The 20,713-nt window shown below is 63.4% G+C and carries 25 protein-coding genes; 2 read left to right on the top strand and 23 right to left on the bottom strand.

The window, feature by feature from the left end:
* Positions 1–153: 153 nt before the first annotated feature.
* The 23 genes from phnP to ccmA all read right to left on the bottom strand — a co-directional run bounded on the left by phnP (position 154) and on the right by ccmA (position 18,499).
* On the bottom strand, positions 154–903 hold the full coding sequence (gene phnP, locus ATH90_RS09275) for a phosphonate metabolism protein PhnP (RefSeq protein WP_069022562.1): 750 nt from the start codon (positions 901–903) through the stop codon (positions 154–156).
* Complete coding sequence (phnN, locus tag ATH90_RS09270; RefSeq protein WP_069022560.1) at positions 894–1,466, bottom strand: phosphonate metabolism protein/1,5-bisphosphokinase (PRPP-forming) PhnN; 573 nt, start codon at positions 1,464–1,466, stop codon at positions 894–896. Before phnN ends, phnP begins: the two co-directional genes overlap by 10 nt.
* The gene (locus ATH90_RS09265; protein ID WP_098466124.1) at positions 1,466–2,611 is read right to left on the bottom strand and encodes an alpha-D-ribose 1-methylphosphonate 5-triphosphate diphosphatase; all 1,146 of its coding nucleotides are present in this window, start codon (positions 2,609–2,611) and stop codon (positions 1,466–1,468) included. The genes phnN and ATH90_RS09265 overlap by 1 nt, the downstream gene beginning before the upstream one ends.
* On the bottom strand, positions 2,601–3,320 hold the full coding sequence (gene phnL, locus ATH90_RS09260; RefSeq protein WP_098466123.1) for a phosphonate C-P lyase system protein PhnL: 720 nt from the start codon (positions 3,318–3,320) through the stop codon (positions 2,601–2,603). The genes ATH90_RS09265 and phnL overlap by 11 nt, the downstream gene beginning before the upstream one ends.
* Positions 3,320–4,129 (bottom strand): phosphonate C-P lyase system protein PhnK, encoded by an 810-nt coding sequence (gene phnK / locus ATH90_RS09255; RefSeq protein ID WP_098466122.1) that lies wholly within the window; start codon positions 4,127–4,129, stop codon positions 3,320–3,322. The genes phnL and phnK overlap by 1 nt, the downstream gene beginning before the upstream one ends.
* Entirely contained in the window at positions 4,090–4,932 is an 843-nt protein-coding gene (locus tag ATH90_RS09250) for an alpha-D-ribose 1-methylphosphonate 5-phosphate C-P-lyase PhnJ (protein WP_069022556.1), read from the bottom strand. The genes phnK and ATH90_RS09250 overlap by 40 nt, the downstream gene beginning before the upstream one ends.
* On the bottom strand, positions 4,925–6,001 hold the full coding sequence (locus tag ATH90_RS09245; RefSeq protein WP_034102873.1) for a carbon-phosphorus lyase complex subunit: 1,077 nt from the start codon (positions 5,999–6,001) through the stop codon (positions 4,925–4,927). Before ATH90_RS09245 ends, ATH90_RS09250 begins: the two co-directional genes overlap by 8 nt.
* The gene (gene phnH, locus ATH90_RS09240) at positions 6,001–6,591 is read right to left on the bottom strand and encodes a phosphonate C-P lyase system protein PhnH (RefSeq protein ID WP_034102871.1); all 591 of its coding nucleotides are present in this window, start codon (positions 6,589–6,591) and stop codon (positions 6,001–6,003) included. Before phnH ends, ATH90_RS09245 begins: the two co-directional genes overlap by 1 nt.
* Positions 6,591–7,028, bottom strand: a complete 438-nt coding sequence (gene phnG, locus ATH90_RS09235; protein WP_080758233.1) for a phosphonate C-P lyase system protein PhnG — start codon at positions 7,026–7,028, stop codon at positions 6,591–6,593. The genes phnH and phnG overlap by 1 nt, the downstream gene beginning before the upstream one ends.
* A gap of 11 nt (positions 7,029–7,039) precedes the next feature.
* A complete protein-coding gene (gene phnF / locus ATH90_RS09230; protein ID WP_164403619.1) occupies positions 7,040–7,744 on the bottom strand; it encodes a phosphonate metabolism transcriptional regulator PhnF in 705 nt (234 codons plus the stop codon).
* 36 nt (positions 7,745–7,780) lie between these two features.
* Entirely contained in the window at positions 7,781–8,563 is a 783-nt protein-coding gene (phnE, locus tag ATH90_RS09225; protein ID WP_034102865.1) for a phosphonate ABC transporter, permease protein PhnE, read from the bottom strand.
* A 111-nt stretch (positions 8,564–8,674) separates the two neighbouring features.
* Entirely contained in the window at positions 8,675–9,676 is a 1,002-nt protein-coding gene (phnD, locus tag ATH90_RS09220; RefSeq protein ID WP_034102863.1) for a phosphonate ABC transporter substrate-binding protein, read from the bottom strand.
* Between the two features lie 32 nt (positions 9,677–9,708).
* Positions 9,709–10,542 carry a phosphonate ABC transporter ATP-binding protein gene (phnC, locus tag ATH90_RS09215; RefSeq protein WP_034102860.1) on the bottom strand — a complete coding sequence of 278 codons (834 nt, stop codon included), beginning with the start codon at positions 10,540–10,542 and terminating at the stop codon, positions 9,709–9,711.
* 568 nt (positions 10,543–11,110) lie between these two features.
* The gene (locus ATH90_RS09210; protein ID WP_069022552.1) at positions 11,111–11,506 is read right to left on the bottom strand and encodes a hypothetical protein; all 396 of its coding nucleotides are present in this window, start codon (positions 11,504–11,506) and stop codon (positions 11,111–11,113) included.
* Between the two features lie 15 nt (positions 11,507–11,521).
* A complete protein-coding gene (gene ccmI / locus ATH90_RS09205) occupies positions 11,522–12,706 on the bottom strand; it encodes a c-type cytochrome biogenesis protein CcmI (protein ID WP_098466121.1) in 1,185 nt (394 codons plus the stop codon).
* Complete coding sequence (locus ATH90_RS09200; protein ID WP_034102857.1) at positions 12,699–13,172, bottom strand: cytochrome c-type biogenesis protein; 474 nt, start codon at positions 13,170–13,172, stop codon at positions 12,699–12,701. The genes ccmI and ATH90_RS09200 overlap by 8 nt, the downstream gene beginning before the upstream one ends.
* Positions 13,169–13,723: a DsbE family thiol:disulfide interchange protein gene (locus tag ATH90_RS09195; RefSeq protein WP_098466120.1), complete on the bottom strand. Its 555-nt coding sequence runs from the start codon at positions 13,721–13,723 to the stop codon at positions 13,169–13,171. The genes ATH90_RS09200 and ATH90_RS09195 overlap by 4 nt, the downstream gene beginning before the upstream one ends.
* A complete protein-coding gene (locus ATH90_RS09190; RefSeq protein ID WP_098466119.1) occupies positions 13,723–15,714 on the bottom strand; it encodes a heme lyase CcmF/NrfE family subunit in 1,992 nt (663 codons plus the stop codon). Before ATH90_RS09190 ends, ATH90_RS09195 begins: the two co-directional genes overlap by 1 nt.
* A gap of 3 nt (positions 15,715–15,717) precedes the next feature.
* A complete protein-coding gene (gene ccmE, locus ATH90_RS09185; RefSeq protein WP_034102851.1) occupies positions 15,718–16,185 on the bottom strand; it encodes a cytochrome c maturation protein CcmE in 468 nt (155 codons plus the stop codon).
* Positions 16,182–16,358: a heme exporter protein CcmD gene (gene ccmD / locus ATH90_RS09180; RefSeq protein WP_010211791.1), complete on the bottom strand. Its 177-nt coding sequence runs from the start codon at positions 16,356–16,358 to the stop codon at positions 16,182–16,184. The genes ccmE and ccmD overlap by 4 nt, the downstream gene beginning before the upstream one ends.
* Positions 16,355–17,110 (bottom strand): heme ABC transporter permease, encoded by a 756-nt coding sequence (locus ATH90_RS09175; protein ID WP_069022542.1) that lies wholly within the window; start codon positions 17,108–17,110, stop codon positions 16,355–16,357. Before ATH90_RS09175 ends, ccmD begins: the two co-directional genes overlap by 4 nt.
* Positions 17,111–17,198: 88 nt before the next feature.
* A complete protein-coding gene (gene ccmB / locus ATH90_RS09170; RefSeq protein ID WP_034103001.1) occupies positions 17,199–17,867 on the bottom strand; it encodes a heme exporter protein CcmB in 669 nt (222 codons plus the stop codon).
* Entirely contained in the window at positions 17,864–18,499 is a 636-nt protein-coding gene (gene ccmA / locus ATH90_RS09165) for a cytochrome c biogenesis heme-transporting ATPase CcmA (RefSeq protein ID WP_034102846.1), read from the bottom strand. Before ccmA ends, ccmB begins: the two co-directional genes overlap by 4 nt.
* Positions 18,500–18,699: 200 nt before the next feature.
* On the opposite strand from ccmA, the gene fliK reads away from it, so the two are divergent.
* Positions 18,700–20,277, top strand: coding sequence for a flagellar hook-length control protein FliK (fliK, locus tag ATH90_RS09160; RefSeq protein WP_069022540.1), 1,578 nt, complete (start codon positions 18,700–18,702; stop codon positions 20,275–20,277).
* The gene (locus ATH90_RS09155) at positions 20,274–20,603 is read left to right on the top strand and encodes an EscU/YscU/HrcU family type III secretion system export apparatus switch protein (protein WP_034102842.1); all 330 of its coding nucleotides are present in this window, start codon (positions 20,274–20,276) and stop codon (positions 20,601–20,603) included. The genes fliK and ATH90_RS09155 overlap by 4 nt, the downstream gene beginning before the upstream one ends.
* Positions 20,604–20,713 lie beyond the last annotated feature (110 nt).

Below are 20,713 nucleotides of genomic sequence, written 5' to 3'. Positions count from 1 at the left end.
GCCTGACTAAATAGCCATCACGGAATAAACAAACGCCAAATCTCTTCTAACAACTTGGCCATATCCCGTTCCTTCGCAGATAACTCACTTACACGTTAAATCGTACCGTCGTCCACACGTTCTGATGACTGCGCCAAAGCAAAACAGGATCGGCTACAACACACATCCATCCCTGCCCACGGTGACATTACGCGGCAGACTCGACCTGTGCACCAGCAACCACGCATCCAGCGTATGCCCCACGTGGGTCAGTACGCCCACCTGCGCGCCAGTGTCCTCGATGCTCTGCAACGCCAGCGTCAGGTCATTGTGATTGCGCGGTGCCTGCGGCTGCGGCGGCATGGAGCAATCCAGCACCAGCACGTCCAGCGGGTCGCGTTGCAGCCAGGCCAGGGTCGCCGGCGGCAGGCCGACGGTGTCGGTGAGGTAGGCGATGCGCCGCCCCTCGCCTTCCAGCAGGTAACCGAGGGTCGGTTTGGAATGCTGCAACGGCAACGCCGTGACGCTCAGTGCGCCAAACTGGCGGGTTTCGAATTCGCTGAATGGCTGGCTGAAATCCAGGATGCCCGGATGCTTGTAGAGGTCGGACAAACCCTCCGGATCCGCCGGCCCGTGTACCGGAATCACCAGCCCTTGCCCCCAGCGCAGGTGCAGCAGGCCCTGGGCATGGTCGGCGTGATAGTGGGTCTGGAAAATCCCGTTGAAACTGCGCGGCGGGAAGCGTTCGGTGAGGTCGGGCAGGCCGCTGTCGATCAACCAGCGCTGGTCGCCGCATTCGATCAGTGCGCTGCACGGGCGCCGGCGCAAGGTGGCATCGCTGCGCGCCAACCCGCACGCAGCACACTCGCAGCCATACACCGGGACTTGCCGCGCGTCGCCGGTGCCCAGCAGTGTCAGGCGCATGCCGAGTGCCCGTGGTCCAGGCAGCACAGCAGGCGTTCGACCGTATGTGCCAGCGGCCCGGAGTTGTCCAGTACAAACAACCCCGCGCCGTTACCGGCGATCAAGTCAGCCGTGAACCGCGCATTGCGTGCCAGGCGCGCCTCGATGTCCACCAACGCCTCGCGCCCGCGTGCGATCAAGCGTTGGCGCAACACAGCCTGATCGACCGTGAGCAGTAACACCAACGACGTGGGGTAACGTTCACGCGTCTGGGCCAGGTGCGCCCGGGAGCCGTTGACCAGCACGTCATCCCCCGCCGCCAGCCAGTCGTCGATCGCCCTGGGAATGCCGTAGGACAAGCCGTTCGCCTGCCAGCTGAGGGCAAATGCGCCGTCGGCCTGCAACGCGGCAAACTGCTCCGGGCTCACTCCCTGCGCCGCCTCGCCCACCGCTTCCGCCGAGCGGGTGATGACGCGGCGCACGATGCGGCAACCGCGCTCGGCCAGACGGGGACGTGCGGCATCCAGCAGGCTGTCCTTGCCCGAGCCGGAGGGCCCGATGAGATAGATCAACCTGCCTGCCATCAAAACACCCTCTTCGCTTGTCGCCATACTTGTTGCACCACCGGGAGCCCTTCGCGGCTGCGGGCCTGGACCAGGTCGGCGCGCAGGCCAATCGCAATTTCTCCGCGATCCTCGAGGCCGGCCGCTTGCGCGGGCGCCAGGCTGATCATCTTGACCGCTCGCGACAGGTCGCCGCCGTCCTGCTGGTCGGCCAGCACAAACGCAGCCTGCAACAGGCTGGCCGGGTAGTAGTCGCTGGAAAGTATATCCAGCAATCCCTCGGCTGCCAGGCCCGCGGCGGCCACATTACCCGAGTGCGACCCACCGCGCACCACGTTCGGCGCGCCCATCAAGACTTTCATGTTCAGTGCCTGGCAGCCCTTCGCGGCTTCCAGGGTGGTGGGGAATTCGGCAATGGTCATGCCGTAGCGCGCCGACTCTTGCACATGCGCGAGGGTTGCGTCGTCATGGCTGGCCACCGACAGGCCGCGCGCCAGGCAATGCTCGACGATGGCCGCCCGGTAGCGGTCGCTGTACGCCAGCGAGTTGGCCTTTTGCAGCACGATGAACGCGTCCATGGTTTCGTCGTTCAGGTGGTACTTGCCCATGTAGTACTCACGGTACTTGGATTCGAGCACGAACTGGCGCTGGCCCGGCGAATGGTCCATCACCGACACCAGTTGCACCAGCGGGTTTTCCACCAGGTCGCGGAACACACTCAGGGTGTCCGGGTGACACAACTCGCAGCGCAGGTGCAGGTGGTGCTCGGCGCGGGTCAGGCCGGCGCCTTCCGCCTGGGCGATAGCGTCGAGCATCGCCGGCAGCTTCTTCATGCGGTTGCCCTTGGGGTTCACGTCGCCGATGGACACCGCGTCGAAGACCGTGGTGATACCGGCCGCGATGATCTGTGCATCGTGGCTGAGCACCGCCGAAGTCGACGGCCAGTCCACGCCGGGACGCGGGGTCATGTGTTTTTCCAGGTTGTCGGTGTGCAACTCCACCAGGCCCGGCAGCAGGTAATCACCGCCCAGGTCCTGGGCCTGGGGCAACTGGCTGCGGCCTTCGGCGATGTCGACGATCTTGCCGTCGCGCAGTACCAAGGCCCCCAGGAACATGCGATCCGCCGTGACGATCTGGGCATTACTGAGGATCTGTTCAGCGGGCATGGGCGTATTCCTCTGGTGCAACAGGCGTTGGGGTCATGTCGAGATGGCGGTCGGCGACGGCTTCACGAACTGCGCGGTCGTGGAAGATGCCGATCAGCGCGGCACCGCCGGCCTTGGCTTCGTTCATCAGTTCCAGCACCACCTGGCGGTTGTTGTCGTCCAGGGATGCAGTGGGTTCATCCAGCAACATCACCGGCCAATCGACCATGAAGCCGCGAGCGATGTTGACGCGCTGTTGCTCACCACCGGAGAAGGTGCCGGGCGCCAGTTGCCAGAGGCGCTGGGGGATGTTCAGGCGGGTCAGCAGGTGTTCGGCGCGCGACTGCGCATTCGCCTTGGACCAGCCACGGGCCAGGGCCGGCTCCATCACCACATCCAGGCAGGCGACACGGGGGATCACGCGCAGGAATTGGCTGACGTAACCGAGAGTCTGTTGGCGCACCTGGAGAATGTCGCGGGGTTCGGCGCCGACCAACTCCAGCCACTCGCCGGCATGTTGCACACGAATGCTGCCACCCGCCGGCAGATAGTTGCCGTACAAGGTGCGCAGCAAGGTGCTTTTACCCGCGCCGGACTGGCCGTGCAGCACCAGGCATTCGGCGCCCCGCACACTGAACTCAACCCCACGCAGCACGTTGAGCACCACGCCGCTCTGCTGGTGCAGGGTGAAGGTTTTCGAGAGGTCACGGACCTCGATCAAGGCATTCATCATGGCTGCAATACCGAAGACACCAGCAGTTGAGAGTAAGGGTGCTGTGGATCGTCGAGGATCTGGTCGGTGAGCCCGGTCTCCACCACCCGCGAGCGACGCATCACCATCAGGCGGTCGGCCAGCAGGCGTGCAACGGCCAGGTCGTGGGTGACGATCACCACCGCCAGATCCAGCTCACGCACCAGGCCGCGCAGCAGGTCTAGCAGGCGGGCTTGCACCGACACGTCCAGGCCGCCGGTGGGCTCGTCCATAAACACCAGGCGTGGGCTGGAGACGAGGTTGCGGGCGATCTGCAGGCGCTGCTGCATGCCGCCGGAGAAGGTGCGCGGCAAGTCATCGATGCGTTGCGGGTCGATTTCCACCTGGCCCAACCAGTCGAGGCCGGCGCCGCGCAGTTGCTGGTAATTGCGCACGCCCTGGGCCATCAGGCGCTCGCCGATATTCGCGCCGGCCGACACGCCCATGCGCAACCCATCGCGGGGGTTCTGCTCGACGAAGCCCCACTCGGTGCGCAGCAAGGTGCGGCGCTCGGCTTCACTGGCGCTGTAGAGGTCGAGCCATTCGCCGTCCTTGCTGCGGTAGCCGATGCTGCCGGCCTGCGGTGGCAGGCGCCCGCTCAACAGCGAGAGCAAGGTGGATTTGCCCGAGCCGGACTCGCCGACGATACCCAGCACTTCGCCGGGGTACAGGTCGAAGCTGACGCCTTGGCAACCCTTCTCCGGGCCATAGAGCAACGACAGGTCACGCACGTGTAGCAAAGGCTGGCTCACTGGGTTTTCTCCTTGACGCGTTGCGCGCAGTACCACGTGTCAGAGCACACAAAGCGCTGGGCCCCGGCGTCGTCGAGAATCAGCTCATCGAGGAACGATTCGTGGCTGCCGCAGATGGCGCAGTTGTGTTCCCACTTCTGCACGGCGAACGGGTGGTCTTCAAAGTCGAGGCTGGTGACTTCGGTGTAGGGCGGCACGGCGTACAGACGCTTTTCGCGACCGGCGCCGAACAGCATCAGCGCCGGGCTCATGTCGAGCTTGGGGTTGTCGAATTTGGGAATCGGCGACGGGTCCATCACGTAGCGCTCGTCGACCATCACCGGGTAGGCGTAGCTGGTGGCGATATGGCCGAAGGTGGCGATGTCCTCGTAGAGCTTCACGTGCATCACCCCGTAGTCGTTGAGCGCATGCATGGTGCGGGTCTCGGTTTCCGAGGGCTCGATGAAGCGCAGCGGCTCCGGGATCGGCACCTGGTAGACCATGATCTGGTTGGCCTGCAACGGCGTCTCCGGGATACGGTGGCGGGTCTGGATCACCGTCGCTTGCGGGGTCGCATCGGTCGTGGCGATACCTGCGGTGCGGGCGAAGAACCGACGGATGGAGACCGCATTGGTGGTGTCGTCCGCCCCCTGATCGATGACCTTGAGCACGTCGTCCGCCCCCAGGATGGCGGCCGTCAATTGCATGCCGCCAGTGCCCCAGCCGTAGGGCAATGGCATCTCGCGGCCCCCGAACGGCACCTGGTAACCGGGGATCGCCACGGCCTTGAGCAAGGCGCGGCGGATCATGCGTTTGGTCTGTTCGTCTAGGTAGGCGAAGTTGTAGGCCGTGTCATTCATGGCTTGGGCCCTCGGCCGGTTGGCGCAGTTTGCGGATCAGTTCCAGTTCGGACTGGAAGTCCACGTAGTGCGGTAATTTGAGGTGCGAGACGAAGCCTGCGGCCTCGACGTTGTCGCAGTGAGCCAGCACGAACTCCTCGCGCTGGGCCGGGGAGACGATCTCTTCGTTGTATTCCCCGGCGCGTAGCGAGCGGTCGACCAATGCCATGCCCATGGCCTTGCGCTCGGCATGCCCGAACGCCAGGCCGTAGCCGCGGGTGAACTGCGCCAGTTCGGTGGCCGAGCCGACGAACTGGTTGACCATCTCGCATTCGGTCACTTCGATGCTGCCCAGGCAGATGGGGAAACCCAGCTCTTCGGGCTCGATCCACACGTCCACCTCGCCGATACGGATCTCGCCGGCAAACGGGTGGTTGCGGCCGTAGCCACGCTGGGTCGAGTAACCCAGCGCCAACAGGAAACCTTCATCGCCACGAGCCAGCGCTTGCAGGCGCTCGGCGCGGCTGGCGGGGTATTCCAGCGGGTCACGGGTGATGTCGGCGACGCTGGCGTTGTCGTCGGCTTCGTTCTTGATCAGGCCTTCTTTGGCGAGTAGACCCAGTACGCGTGGGCAGGCTTCCAACGCCGCGCCCGGCGTGGTCTGCGGGCCGGGGTGCTGGCCCTCGGCGAGCAGCGCAAAATCCAGCAGTCGATGGGTGTAGTCGAAGGTCGGGCCGAGCAGTTGGCCGCCGGGCACGTCCTTGAACGTAGCCGACAGACGCCGGCTCAACGACATCTGCGCAGTGTCGATCGGCAGGCTCGGGCTGAAGCGCGGCAGCGTGGTGCGGTAGGCGCGCAGCAGGAAGATCGCTTCCACCAGGTCCCCCGCCGCTTGCTTGATCGCGAGCGCGGCGAGCTCTTCGTCGAACAGCGAACCTTCGGTCATCACCCGCGCCACGGCCAGGGGCAATTGCTCGCGGATTTGCGTCACGCTCAATTCAGGAATCGCCGTATCGCCACGGCGCTTTTTTGCCAGCAGGCGGTGGGCATTGTCGATGGCCTGTTCGCCACCTTTGACGGCTACGTACATCAGGCGTGCTCCTCTGCGATGCGGCTGCTGCGCGGCAGCCCGATCAGGTGATGGCCGGCGGCAAACAGCACATCCAGGCCACGGGGGAAGGCTTCGCGGCGCCGGCGCTCGTGCCAGAAGGCGGTTGGCACCGGCAGGTGCACCTGGCGCTGGGCCTTGATGCCCGGGCCGCGCCAGATCAGGCCGCGACCGGCTTCCAGGTCGGTGAGCTGCACGAGCAAGGTGCAGGATTGATCGGGGTAGCGGTCATTGCCGTGGTCAAAGCCGCTGAGGTCGAGCAGGTCCTGTTCATCGAGCAGCGCGAACGCGGCGTCCTCACGGTTTTGCGTTAGCGGGCAGCCGCAGTGGAAGGCCAGGTTGGCGCGGATCAGCGGCGTGTCGAAACGGGGTGCCAGCCACAGCGGCGTGTCGCCATCCAGCAGCGCCAGGCATAAGGCGTACGTGGCGGGCGCCAGGCCGTCGAGGCACGGCGCAGACGGCAGGTGCTGGATCAGGCCCGGTTCGGCCAAGGCTTTGAGCGCAGCGCGAAAACCGCGTTGGGCATCGAGTACCGGGTCGACAAACGCCGGTTGCAACAGCTGAGCATTCATCAGTTTTCTCCTCGCACCAGGGTGAAGAACTCGACCTTGGTGGCCGCGGTGTCGGCGTCTTTTTGCGCCCGCCGTTGTGCCTGGGTATTGGCCAGCGCGGTGATCAGGTCGCTGAGCCAAGTGCTTGGATGAGCGCCTTGCAGATGGGCATCCGCCAGGGCGGCCAGCTCGGCATGGACCTTGTCGCGCCCGGCCAGGTAGCTGTAGCCGGTGCGCCCATCGGCCAGGCGCACCACGCAACGGGTCACGCTCATTTCGCCGACGTTGAACGGCGCGCCATTACCGCCCATGCGGCCACGCACCAGGGTCATGCCGATTTCCGGGGCGCGGATCAGCTGATATTCGGCATCCTTCAATGCCGCTTCGTGAGGTTGCAATTCATTGAGCTGGGCGCGGGCAAGCACACCGATCCAATGTTGACGCTGGGACAGGCTCATCAAAGGCTCCATCAAGTCACCACCTGGTACTGGAAGCGGTCCGAACGGCTGGTGGACTGCGCCAGCTCCACCGGGCGGCCGTCGTGATCGCAGGAAAGGGTAAAGACGGTGAGGGCCGGCAAGTGCCGGGGCATCAGCAGCAGCGCGGCTTCATCACGGTTGGGCAAACGCGCGCCGATCAGGCTTTGGGTGCGCGTCAACGGCAGGTCGCGCTCACGCAAGTACTGGCGCAAGGAACCACCGTTGTAGTCGGCCAGCAGCGGCGCACGGCTGGCGCAGTAACGATGGCGGATCAGGCTGACGGGCTGGTGGTCGAGCTTGCGCAGGGTTTGCAGCTCGATCATGGGCGCCATCTCGGCAATGCCCAGGTGCTGCGCTTCGTCGCGACTGGCGTAGCAATAGCGGCGCTTGAGCAACACGGCCTGCACACCCACGCCCTGGGCGGACAATGACTGGCTGTAGGAGGTCTCGGCGCCCATCGCGTAAATCAGGGGGCGGTCGAGCACCTGGGTGCCCTTGCCCTGGCGACGCAACAGGCTGCCTTCGAACACCAACTCGTCGATGGCGCGGCGCAAGGTATGGCGGTTGACGCCAAAGCGCTCGGCCATGTGCACTTCGCCGGGCAGGAAGTCGCCGGCCTGGTAGCTGCTCAGTTCACGGCGCAGGATATCCGCGAGTTCGCGGTACACCGGCTCATCTTGTCTAGACAACTGCATGTTTAAAAAAAGCGCCGCGCGGGCACCCCTCCGATGTCAGATGAACCGCTTGCGCAGGCGTTGGGACAGCACGTCGATCAAGCTCACCACCACGATGATCACCAGCAGCACCGCGCAGGTTTGGACGAACTGGAAAGCGCGGATGTTTTCCCACAGGATCACGCCGATCCCGCCCGCGCCGACCATGCCCACCACCGTGGCCGAACGTACGTTGGCTTCGAAGCGGTACAGCGCGTAGCTCACCCACAGCGGCATCACCTGGGGGATCACACCGTAGATCACTTCCTGCAAGGCACTCGCGCCGGTGGCACGTACGCCTTCCACCGGGCCTGGGTCGATGGCCTCGACGGCTTCGGCAAACAGCTTGGCAAGCACGCCGGTGGTGCTGATCCACAGGGCCAATACCCCGGCAAAGGGACCAAGGCCGACGGCGACCACGAACAACATCGCGAAGACCATTTCGTTGATGGAACGGAAGGCGTCCATCACGCGGCGCAGCGGTTGGTGGATCCACCATGGGGTGATGTTGTCGGCGCACAAGATGCCCAGCGGCACCGAGCAGACGATGGCCAGCACCGTGCCCCAGAGGGCGATTTGCACGGTGACGATCATCTCCTTGAGGTAGGCGCGCCATTCGTGGAAATCCGGCGGGAAGAAGTCGGCGGCGAAGGTCGCCATGTTTCCGGAATCGCGGTACAACGCCAGCGGGTTCATCTCAGCGCCATGCCAGGCCCAGGCCAGCAGGACCAGGAACAGGCCCCAGCCAAGGTACTGCGGCCAAGTGCGTTTGCCGACGGCTTCAGCGTGCAAGGTAGTCATTGGATCGCCTTAATCTCAGTGTGGGAGCGGCTTGCCTGCGATAGCGGTCTGCCAGGTACACAGGTGTTGGCTGATGCACCGCAATCGCGGGCAAGCCCGCTCCCCCGGGGGTTAGCCGTTGGCTGCGGTCTTTTTGTCCAGCTCGGAGATGCGCTGTTGCAGCTTGGCCAGGTCGGCATCGATGTCGGCGAGCTTCTTGGCCTTGTCAGCCGCTTCCAGCTTGTCGTCGGCGCTGATGGTGGTGCGCTGCTTGAACAGCTCCAGTTGGCGGATTGGCAACAGCTGGTCGTCGTTGGAAGCGAGGAATTTGCCCAGTTGCATGTTCTTGAGCACGGCCTTCTCTTCATCGGTGTCGCCGTAGTGGGCGAAGAAGTCGCGGATCTTGGTCTTCTCGCTGTCGCTCAGCGCCTTGCTCCACACCATCGGGTCGGCAGGGATCAATGGCGATTTCCAGATCACCTTGAGCATGGCGGCCTTGTCAGGCTGGGTGACCTCAAGACGGTCCCAACTCTCGGTGTTGAAGGTGGCCACGTCCAACTGCCCCTTGGCCACACTCAACGCGTTGACTTCATGGCTGGAGTTCAGCGTGCGTTTGAACGCCGTGGCGGCATCCACATTGTTCTTGGCGAACACGTAGTAGCCCGGCACCAGGTAGCCCGAGGTGGAGTTCGGGTCGCCGTTGCCGAAGGTCAGGTTCTTGGCGTTCTTGAGCATGTCTTCGACGTTGTTGATCGGGCTGTCCTTGCGCACGATCAGCACGCTCCAGTAACCGGCAGCACCGTTGGCGGCGGCGGTCTGGGCGAAGATCTCGCCGTTGGAACGGTCCACCGCCTCCATCGCCGCCTTGTTGCCGAGCCAGGCCACGTCGACTTTGTTGAAACGCATGCCCTGGATCAGGCCAGCGTAGTCAGAGGCGAACGTGGCGTTGATGGTCAGGCCGGTCTTCTTGTGCATGTCATCCAGGAACGGCTGCCAGATGCTCTTGAGGTTCTGCGAGGACTCGGTGGACATGATGCCGAAGTTGATGGCTTTGTCGGCGGCCTGGGCATTGCCCATGGCGACGCTGGCCAGCAGCACGGCAGACAGAAACACGTGGCCGATACGGTTGAACATGGACGGGATTCCTGTGGGTCGTGAGTAGGGTTTCAAGCGCGCGCCAGGGCCAGCCGAGGGGTGACGGTGGTGTGGCGGGCCTGGTCGGAAAACATCAGGCTGGTGTCGACGTCGGCACCGTACAAATCATTGAGGAACTGGCTGCTCATCGCGCTGCCCTGCCCGTCGAAATGAATACGCCCGCCCTTGAGCGCCACGGCCCGTGGGCAATAACGCATGGCGTAATCGACTTGATGCAGGGTCACCACCACGGTCTTGCCGTCGCGGCGGTTGATGTCGGCGAGGATCTCCATGACCTTGCGCGCCGACTCCGGGTCGAGGGAGGCGATGGGTTCATCGGCCAGGATCACCTCGGCGCGCTGGGTCAACGCGCGGGCAATCGCCACGCGCTGCTGCTGGCCGCCAGACAAGGTAGACGCACGTTGTGCAGCCAGATCGGCCAGGCCAACGCGTGCCAGGGATTCGAGGGCAAAGGCCTTCTCTTCGGCATTGAACAACCCCAGGTTGCCACGCCAGCGCGGCATGCGGCCCAGGCAACCGAGCAGCACGTTGTCGAGCACACTCAAGCGATTGACCAGGTTGAACTGCTGGAAGATGTAGCCGATGTCCGCCCGCAACCGCCGCACCTTGCCATTCAAGCGCCCACTGGCCTGCACTTCCCGGCCCAGCACCTTGACGCTGCCGCCGTTGCTCTTGTCGCAACAGGCCAGGCCCGCCAGGTGACGCAACAATGTGGACTTGCCGGAACCGGAAGCGCCAATCAGCGCGACCATCTCACCCGAGGCAATGGTGAGTTCGAGGTCGACCAATGCGGATTTCTTCGCAAAGGTCTTGTTCAAGTGATCGACATGGATAGCGTGAGTCATGGGCTTCTCTGTCTTGTTTGAACAGCCAGGGGATGGCTGCGGTTGAGTTCAAACGACAGTAGGCGCGGGAGGTGTCAGTGCTATTACTTGCACATGACTGGAGGGGGTCGGTTGGATGAAGGTTTTGTGAAAGGTTGAACGTGCCGGAAATCAGCTTGACCCTGTGGTGACTCACCCTGTGGCGAGCAGGCTAGCCACAGGGATTGCCGTGTATTCAGATATCCTGCGTTCAGGACCCGCCCTACACTGTTTTCGGGTCGCGTCCGAGTAACCTCGCCGCCAACCTTCGCGGGTCGCTGCAAAATCAGAGAGCAGATGATTGAGATTGCGCAGTTGTGGGTTAATGAAACACTGAACCGGGAGTGCCCGGTGGACTGACAGCCGATGAGGTCTACTGTGGGACCTGGCTTGTCGGATCGCCGCATCGCTGCGATGGCGGTATCCCTGTAATCGATTCGGCGCCTGATACGCCGCCATCGCGGGCAAGCCCGGCTCCCACGGGGTGCTTCATTTGGTGGGATAGCGCGTTTCACCGGCATGAAAAAGGCGACCCGAAGGTCGCCTTTTTTCATTGTGCGTACTGCTTGCTCAGCCCCGGCGGCACGCCCTGCACGTCGGTCTCTTCCCAGGGCCCGTTCGGGCTGATGGAGCGGCTCCAGCCGTTGCTCCAGCGGTAATAGGTGCGCTGGCGGTAGAAAGTGTCGGGCTGTTCTTCCAGCACGTACACCTGCATCTTGCCGTCCCAGTGGCTGGCGGCGCCCGGTGGTGGGGCGAAAGTCGGCGATTTGGTCGGCACAGGTTTCGGCGCTGGAGTCACCGGGCCCGAGGGCTTGGTGCTCGGCTGGGTCGACGGTCCCGAGGGCGGGATGGTCGGGCCGGTGGGTGCCGCAGGCGGGCGGTGGACCGCACAAGCGCTCAGGCCCAATACCAGGCTGAGCAAGGTGATGCGTGCAAATGCGGTCATAGGCGTTTCCTCGATTTACGGGTCCGGACTGTCGATGGTCAGCTGCTGCAAGGCAGTGGTGGTGCTGGCCAAGGGTTGGCTGCGGCCGATCCACTCGCCAGCGGTTGGAATACCTGCCCGGGATATGCGCGCAACCAGTTGGACTTCAGGGAAGTTCGACAGTTTCAACTGCGGCATCATCGCGTCGGCATCGCCCAGTTCGACGGTGATCGGCAGCTCGGCAACGGTGACGCGCTTGGCCGCCAATGGCGCCGGTGGGCCGGAGACGGCACGGGCGAAGATGAACACGCTGTCGGTTGGCAGGGCCTTGGCTTTCGCCTCGGCAGACAGGTCCACACGGACTTTCATCACCGCCTTCTGCGCGACGGTGCCGCCGCTTTCCTTGAGTTTTTCCGCAGCGCGGTCGATGCCGCCCTGCAGGGCTGCGCGAGAATTGTCTTCGGGGGGTAACTGGGCCAGCAGGCGATTCCAGTAGTCGATCGCCTCCTGATAACGTTGGCCTTCAAACGCAGCGATACCGAGCAGGCCCAGGCTGGTGACTTCTTTCGGGTCGAGCTTCAGCGCTTCATCCGTCAGAGCCTGGACCTTGGGCGACCACTGCTTATTGTCGGCAAAATACTGCGCCTGGGCCCACTGGCCGAGCAGTTCCGGCTGGCGCCCGGCCAGGGCCACCGTGCGTTCGAAAACCTTGGCGGCATCGGCGGAGCGATCCTGGGCCATGTAGGCGCGACCGAGGAAGTACAGGCCTTCCGGCGAATCCGGCTGGGCGGCGGCCGCGCGTTCCAGGCGGTGGGTCATGTCTTCCATGGACACCGGCGGCTGGGAGAATTCGCGGGTCAGTTCGACCTTGTCGCTCGCCCCATAGTGCAGGTACAGCGCGACACCCAGGACCGGCACCAGAAACGCCGCCAAAAAAGGCAGCGGCTTGCCCAGACGCGACTCACGTGGTTGTTCCACGCCTTCGGTGTCGGCCAGCAATTCACGGGCGGCTTCGGCGCGACCGGTGTCGAGCTGCGCGGCATTCAGCACGCCTTCGTCCTGCTGCACTTGCAGCTCGGCGACGCGTTCCTGGTACAGCGCCACGTTCAACGCGGTGCGGTCTTCTTCACGCTGGGCGCGGCGACCGCGCAGTACAGGGATCAGCAGGAAACTCAGGGCAATCAGAAGCAGCAAGCCGGCTGCGAGCCAGAAATCAATCATCAGTCTTGGTGTCCAGCAATTGGTCGAGGCGTTTACGCTCTTCAGGGGACAGCGCGTCCGAACCATCGGTAGGCGCGGCGCGGCGACGGCGGACGATCACGGCCATCACCACCACTCCCGCCAGCAACAGCCCGGCGGGGCCGAACCAGAGCAGCGCGGTCTTGCCGGTGAGGGCCGGTTTGTAGCGCACGAAATCACCGTAGCGGTCGACCATGAAGTCGATGATCTGCTGGTTGTCCTTGCCCTCCCCCAGCATCCGGAAGATCTCTTTGCGCAAGTCGGCAGCGATGGGCGCGTTGGAGTCGGCGATGTCCTGGTTCTGGCACTTGGGGCAGCGCAGTTCCTTGGTGAGTTCGCGGAAACGCTCGCGGTCGCCGTCCTTGGCGAATTCATAAGTGTCAATGGCGGCGTGGGCCATTCCGGCCAGCCCAAACGCCAGGACCGCAGCGGCTAGTAGACGCTTCATGGCGTGGCCTCATCGACCAGCGCCTGGTACTTGGCGGCCAGTTGCTCGCGCCAGACCACCTCGTCGATCACACCGACGTACTTGTCGCGGATCACGCCCTTGGCATCGATGAAGAAGGTTTCCGGGGCGCCGTAGACGCCGAGGTTCAGGCCGAGGTTGCCGTCTTCATCGCGAATATCCAGCTGGTACGGGTTGTGGAACTCCGCCAGCCACTTCAAGGCTGCGGCGTTGTCGTCCTTGTAGTTGATGCCGTAGATCACCACGCCCTTCTCGGCCAGTGTGTTCAGCACCGGGTGTTCGACGCGGCAGGAGATGCACCAGGTGGCCCACACATTTACAAGCGCAGGTTTTCCAAGAATATCAGCTCTCGTAAGTTGCTTAGTACCCTGCACATCTTTCAGTGAAAACTCAGGAAACGGCTTGTTTATCAGCGCTGAGGGCAGTGTAGTGGGATCACCCTTTTTAAGCTGTACAACTACAATCGTGGCGAATGCGCCAAGTACTGCAGCTATCAAGCCCACGACTATCCAACGCTTACCATCAATACTCATTAGCTAATCCCTTGAGCGGTCAGACCAATCGCTTCACGCACCCGGCTCTTGACCTTAACCCGATAACGACGGTCCAGCGCCGCCAGCAAACCGCCAAAACCGGTAAGCAAACCGCCGAACCAGATCCAGCGCACGAACGGCTTCACATGCACGCGTACCGCCCAGGCGCCCTCGCCCAGCGGTTCACCCAGCGCCACGTAGAGGTCACGGGTGAAACCAGCGTCGATGCCGGCCTCGGTCATCATCGAACTCTGCACGGTGTACAGGCGTTTCTCCGGGTGCAGCACGGCGATTTCCTTGCCATTGCGCACGACGCGCACCGTGCCTTTGTCTGACGTGAAGTTCGGCCCTTCGAAGTGCTTGGCGCCTTCGAAAATGAAGTGGTAACCAGCCAGGTCCATGGACTCGCCCGGTGCCAGGCGCAGGTCGCGCTCGGCGCTGTTCTGACTGGAGAGCACCACGCCCAGGGCGCACACGGCGATGCCGATATGGGCGATCTGCATGCCCCAGTAACTGCGGGTCAGGGTCGGCAAGCCTTTGACCAGGCCTTTGTGGCGGGTCTTGTCGACGATGTCGCGCACGCCCGCCAGCAATACCCAGGCGGCGAGCAGGAAGGTCGCGAGTACTGCCCAATTGAAGTCGCCATAAGCGATACCGGCGATCACCGCCAAGGCCACGCTGCCGAGCAGTACCGGCATCAGCATGCCGGCCAGCCATTTGACCGGGGTGTCTTTCCAGCGCACCAGCACACCGACCGCCATCACCACCATCAACAGGCCCATCAATGGGATAAACAATGCATTGAAATACGGCGGGCCGACGGACAGTTTGGCGCCGCTCAAGGCGTCCAGCACCAATGGGTACAGGGTGCCCAGCAGGATCATCGACGCGGCGACCACCAGCACCAGGTTATTGCCCAGCAACAGGGTTTCCCGTGACCACAGGTTGAAGCCGACCTGGCTCTTGACCACTGGCGCGCGCAGGGCGAACAGGGTCAGGGAGCCGCCGACCACGAACAGCAGGAAGATCAGGATGAACACGCCACGCTCAGGGTCGGACGCAAATGCATGCACCGAGGTCAGCACACCGGAACGCACAAGGAATGTGCCGAGCAGGCTGAGGGAAAATGCGGCAATCGCCAGCAGCACGGTCCAGCTTTTGAACACGCCGCGTTTTTCGGTGACGGCCAGCGAGTGGATCAACGCCGTACCCACCAGCCAGGGCATGAAGGAAGCGTTTTCCACCGGGTCCCAGAACCACCAGCCACCCCAACCGAGTTCGTAGTAGGCCCACCACGACCCCAAGGTGATACCAATGCCGAGGAAGGCCCAGGCCACAATGGTCCACGGCCGCGACCAGCGTGCCCACGCTGCATCCAGGCGCCCGCCGAGCAAGGCGGCGATGGCGAAGGCGAAGGCCACCGAGAAACCCACGTAGCCCATGTAGAGCATCGGCGGGTGCACGATCAGGCCGATGTCTTGCAGCAATGGGTTGAGGTCATGCCCGTCCACCGGGATCTGCGGCAGGATGCGGCTGAACGGGTTGGAGGTCATGATCAGGAACAGCAGGAAGCCGATGCTGATCATGCCCATCACCGCCAGCACGCGAGCCAGCATGACTTGCGGCAGTTGGCGCGAGAACACCGAGACGGCAAAGGTCCAGCCGCCGAGGATCAACGCCCACAGCAGCAACGACCCCTCATGGGCGCCCCACACGGCGCTGAACTTGTAGTACCAGGGCAAGGCACTGTTGGAGTTATTTGCCACATAAGCGACGGAGAAGTCGTCGGTCATAAAGGCGTAGGTCAAGCAACCGAAGGCGAACAGCAGGAACGCGAACTGGCCCCAGGCCGCCGGTTGCGCCAGGCTCATCCACAGGCGATCACCACGCCAGGCGCCGAGCAACGGCACCACCGCCTGGACGACGGCAAAACACAGCGCGAGGATCATCGCCAGTTGGCCCAGCTCCGGAATAAACAGTGCGGACGTCATCACTTAGCCCTCCTTGGCAGGCTGTGAATTAGCGGTTGGGGCCGACTGGCCGCTGTCTTTCAAAGCCTTGGTCACTTCCGGCGGCATGTATTTCTCATCGTGCTTGGCCAGCACTTCATCGGCCACCACCACGCCGTCGGCGTTGAGTTTGCCCAGGGCAACGATGCCCTGGCCTTCGCGGAACAGGTCAGGAAGGATGCCGCGGTAGGTGATGGTCACGGCCTTGTTGAAGTCGGTGACCACAAAGGTGACGTCGAGGGAGTCGGAAGAGCGTTTCAGTGAGCCCTTCTCCACCATGCCGCCAGCACGGATGCGTGTATCGACAGGCGCCTCGCCATTGGCGATCTGGGTCGGGGTGTAGAACAGGTTGATGTTCTGCTGCAGGGCGCTCAAGGCCAGGGCCACGGCAATGCCGACGCCGGCCAGGATGGCAAGGATGATCAACAGACGCTTTCTACGCAGCGGATTCACTTATCGGTCTCCCGGCGCAGACGACGCGCCTCTTGTTGCAGGTAACGCTTGCGGGCCAGGATCGGCGCGGCGACGTTGAGGGCCAGCACCGCCAGGCAGATGCCATAGGCCGTCCAGACATAGAGGCCGTGATGGCCCATGGCGAGAAACTCGCTGAAAGAAGCAAAACTCATCCACGTGCTCCCAGGCTGGTTTGCACTTCGTCTTGGACCCAACGGGTGCGGGCTTCACGCTTGAGCACTTCAAGGCGCATGCGCATCAGCAGCACGGCGCCAAAGAAGCAGTAGAACCCCAGCACCATCAACAGCAGCGGCGCCCACATTTCCACGGGCATGGCCGGTTTTTCGGTGAGGGTGAAGGTGGCGCCCTGGTGCAGCGTGTTCCACCACTCCACCGAGTACTTGATGATCGGGATGTTGATCACGCCGACAATCGCCAGCACCGCACAGGCCTTGGCAGCGCTGTCACGATTGCTGATCGCGTTGCCCAGGGCAATCAGACCGAAGTACAGGAACAGCAGGATCAACATGGACGTGAGGCGCGCATCCCACACCCACCACGAGCCCCAGGTCGGTTTGCCCCAGATCGCGCCGGTGACCAGCGCCACGGCGGTCATCCACGCACCAATCGGCGCCGCGCATTGCAGGGCGACGTCCGCCAGTTTCATTTTCCACACCAGGCCCACGACGCCGCACACCGCCAGCATCACATAGCAGGACTGGGCGAGCATCGCCGCGGGAACGTGGATATAGATGATGCGAAAGCTGTTGCCTTGCTGGTAGTCCGGCGGCGCGAAGGCCAGGCCCCAGACCAGGCCGATGCCGATCAGCAACACGGCGGCGACGCTCAGCCACGGCAGCAGCTTGCCGCTGATGCCATAGAACCATTTGGGCGAGCCGAGCTTGTGAAACCAGGTCCAGTTCATTGCTGTTTCCATCACGGTGGCCTCTTGTCTTGGCAAGAAGCTCTCAGGGTCTTTACTGGTTAAGGGTATTAAGCCTAACCAGACCTCATTATTCGCCGATGCTGATCTTCAGCCCAGCTGCTATAGCAAAGGGTGTCAGGGTTACCGCCAGGGCGGTCAGGCTACCAAGCCACAGGAGGTAACCGGTCGCCGGCATGCCCATGAGCGCGGCTTGCAAAGCGCCGCTGCCCAGGATCAATACCGGGATGTACAAAGGCAGAATCAACAGGGCCAGCAACAGGCCACCCCGCTTCAAACCGACGGTCAACGCTGCGCCCACCGCCCCCAACAGGCTGAGCACCGGCGTTCCGAGCAACAAGGACAGGAGCAACACCGGCAGGCATTCAACGGGCAAGCCCAGCATCATCGCCAGCAGCGGCGAGAGCAAGACTAGCGCCAAGCCGGAAAAAGCCCAGTGTGCCAGTACCTTTGCCAGTACCAGAAGTGGCAAGGGGTGCGACGAAAGGACCCACTGTTCGAGGGACCCGTCTTCGAAATCACTGCGAAACAGCCCGTCCAGCGAGAGCAAGACCGATAAAAGCGCGGCGACCCACACCAGTCCGGGGGACAAGGTTTGCAACAGTTTAGTCTCGGGGCCGACCGCCAACGGGAACAACGCGATAACAATCGCGAAAAACACCAGGGGGTTGGCCAGTTCGGCCGGACGACGGCACAGCAACCGCGCTTCGCGGGCGACCAACAGGGCGAAGACGCTCATGCCGACCACCGTCCCAGATCCAGGTCCCGGTAACCCGCGGGCATGCGGGCAAGCGTGTGATGGGTGGTGAGCACCACCAAGCCGCCCTGTTCGCAATGGCGGGCCAGGTGTTCTTCCAACTGGGCAACCCCGTGTTTGTCGAGGGCGGTGAAGGGCTCGTCGAGAATCCACAGCGGCGGGCCCGGCAGGTACAGGCGCGCCAGGGCCACGCGGCGCTGCTGGCCGGCGGACAGGGTGTGGCAGGGAACGTCTTCGAAGCCCTTGAGGCCGACGGCGGCCAGGGCCTGCCAGATGGCGTCGCGGGAAGCAGGACGATGCAGGGCGCTGAGCCAGCTGAGGTTTTCTTCGGCGGTGAGCACATCCTTGATGCCGGCAGCGTGGCCGATCCAGACCAGGTTGCGCGCAAGCTCACTACGTTGCTCGCTCAACGGCTTGCCGTTCAACCGCACAACGCCTGCCGTCGGCTGCATCAACCCCGCCAACAGGCGCAGCAGACTGGTCTTGCCGCTGCCATTGGGTCCGCTGACCTGCACCATGTCGCCACCCGCCAGTCGCAGCTCGAGGTGCTCGAACAACAGGCGCAGGTCGCGTTCACAGGAGAGCGCTACGGCTTCTAGAAGAGGGCTGGTCAAAAGATCGCGGGCCTTTACGGTTCAAGTCGGCGGTGCAGCGGCCGTTAAAGAGAAATGCACAATAACGGCTTTGGCGACCGATTTTAGAGAGCTGGATCAAATAGTTGTGAGGTTTTTACCGCTCTCTTTGCAGACGGGCGGCATTATACATGTGATGCCCTACTCTAAAGAGGGCAATTTCCCCAGAGACGACGCGCGCGATGACCGGTGAGATCAACCTTCCTACGCTTCCACCCGCCCCTGCAGCCGGGCCCGGCCCTGCGCCTGCGACCGGCGAGTTGCTGAAACTGCTGGAGCCGCAGATCGGCCTGATCGACCCTGGGAAAACCGCGAATGCCGAAGTCATCGCCCTGAAACAAGGCGGCGAAGCCTTCCAGTTGCTGCTCAAGCTGACCCTTGAAGGCGGTCGCCAGACCCTGGTGCAGGCGAGCAGCCCCCAGCCGCTGCCGCTGGGCAGCAATGTGGCCGTGAGTCAGACGCCGGCCGGCAACCTCACCCTCAGCTTGCAGCAGGCCCTGAGCGCCAATGTCGCCGCCCTTACCCGCATCGATACCAACCAGATGCCGGTAGGCACGCTGTTGCAGGCCAAGGTGTTGACCACCCAGATGCTGCCCCAGGGCACGGCGCAACCGGCGATCTACCGTTCGCTGGTCACGGTACTCAACAACGCCCTGGCGGGCGCGACCTTGACTGTGGAAAGCCCGCAACCCCTGCGCGTCGGCAGCTTGCTCAGCGCCGTGGTGCAGAACGCCCAGACCTTGAGTTTTGTGCCACTGAGCGGGCTCAAGGATCAACTGGCCGTCAGCCAGCAACTGTCGACCCAGCAAAGTCGCCAAGGCTCGCTGGACGCGGTGTTCACCGCGCTGCAGAACCTGCCCCGTGGCGACAGTACCTCCGCCGACCTGCGCGCCGCCGCCGACCGTCTGCTCGCCGCCTTGCCAGACCTGGCCCAAGTCAGCAACCCCAAGGTACTGGCGCAAGTCATCCAGAACAGTGGTGCGTTTCTTGAAGCCAAACTGCTCGCGGGGCAAAACCCTCAGATCCCACCGCTGGATATGAAAGGCGCACTACTGCGCCTGGTCGCGGACTTATTGCCCGCCGTGCCTGCCAGCACCAATATGAATGCCATTCTCGCCGCCAATACCCTGGCCCAGGTGCTACCCAACTTCGTGCGCAGCCCCCTTAACACCCTCGGCCAAGTCAGCGCCCGACAGATACCAAGCGGCTTCCCGTTGCCCGAGCGGCTGATGGCAAAACTGGAAGGCGAAGGCGACCTGGAAAACCTGCTGCGCCTGGCCGCCGGGGCGATCTCGCGGCTGCAGAGCCACCAGCTGTCGAGCCTGGAGCAAACCGGCACCACCGCCGACGGTCGCCTGCAGACCACATGGCAGTTGGAAATCCCGATGCGCACGTTGCAAGACATCGTGCCGCTGCAGGTCAAATTCCAACGCGAAGAGCCGACGCCGGACAAGGACGAGCCCGAGCGCAAGGACAAGAAAGATGCCAAGCAAATGCTCTGGCGCGTCGAACTGGCCTTCGACATGGAGCCGCTGGGACCGCTGCAGGTCCAGGCGCAACTGAGCCAGGGCAAGCTGTCCAGCCAGCTATGGGCCTCCCGACCGTTCACTGCCAGCCTGATCGAAAGCCACTTGGGCAACCTGCGCGAACGCCTGGTGACATCAGGCATCAACGTCGGCGACCTCGATTGCCACCTCGGCACCCCGCCACGTGGGCCAAAGACCGGACTGGAGCAACGCTGGGTGGACGAAACCGCATGAAGAACCCCACGCCACCGCGCCAGGCCATTGCCCTCAAGTACGACGGCCAGCAGGCACCGACCCTGACGGCCAAGGGCGATGATGCCCTGGCCGAAGCCATCCTCAAGCTGGCGCGCGAGAATGAAGTGCCCATCTACGAAAACGCCGAGCTGGTGAAGCTGTTGGCGCGCATGGAGCTGGGGGACAGTATTCCGGAGGAGTTGTACCGCACGGTTGCCGAGATCATCGCGTTTGCGTGGACGTTGAAGGGCAAGTTCCCGGTGGGCTATGACCCGAATGCAGGGCCGGTGGAGAGGGATGTGACGGAGCGTGGGGATGACTACTGACTCACCGACAACACAAAACTAACAGTGGGAGCGGGCTTGCTCGCGAAAGCGGTGGATCAGTCAGCGCATTTAGTGGCTGAAACACCGCATTCGCGAGCAAGCCCGCTCCC

It is taken from the genome of Pseudomonas lurida, from assembly GCF_002563895.1.
In the GTDB taxonomy this organism is placed as follows: domain Bacteria; phylum Pseudomonadota; class Gammaproteobacteria; order Pseudomonadales; family Pseudomonadaceae; genus Aquipseudomonas; species Aquipseudomonas lurida.
This window is presented reverse-complemented; position numbering and strand designations above follow the sequence as displayed.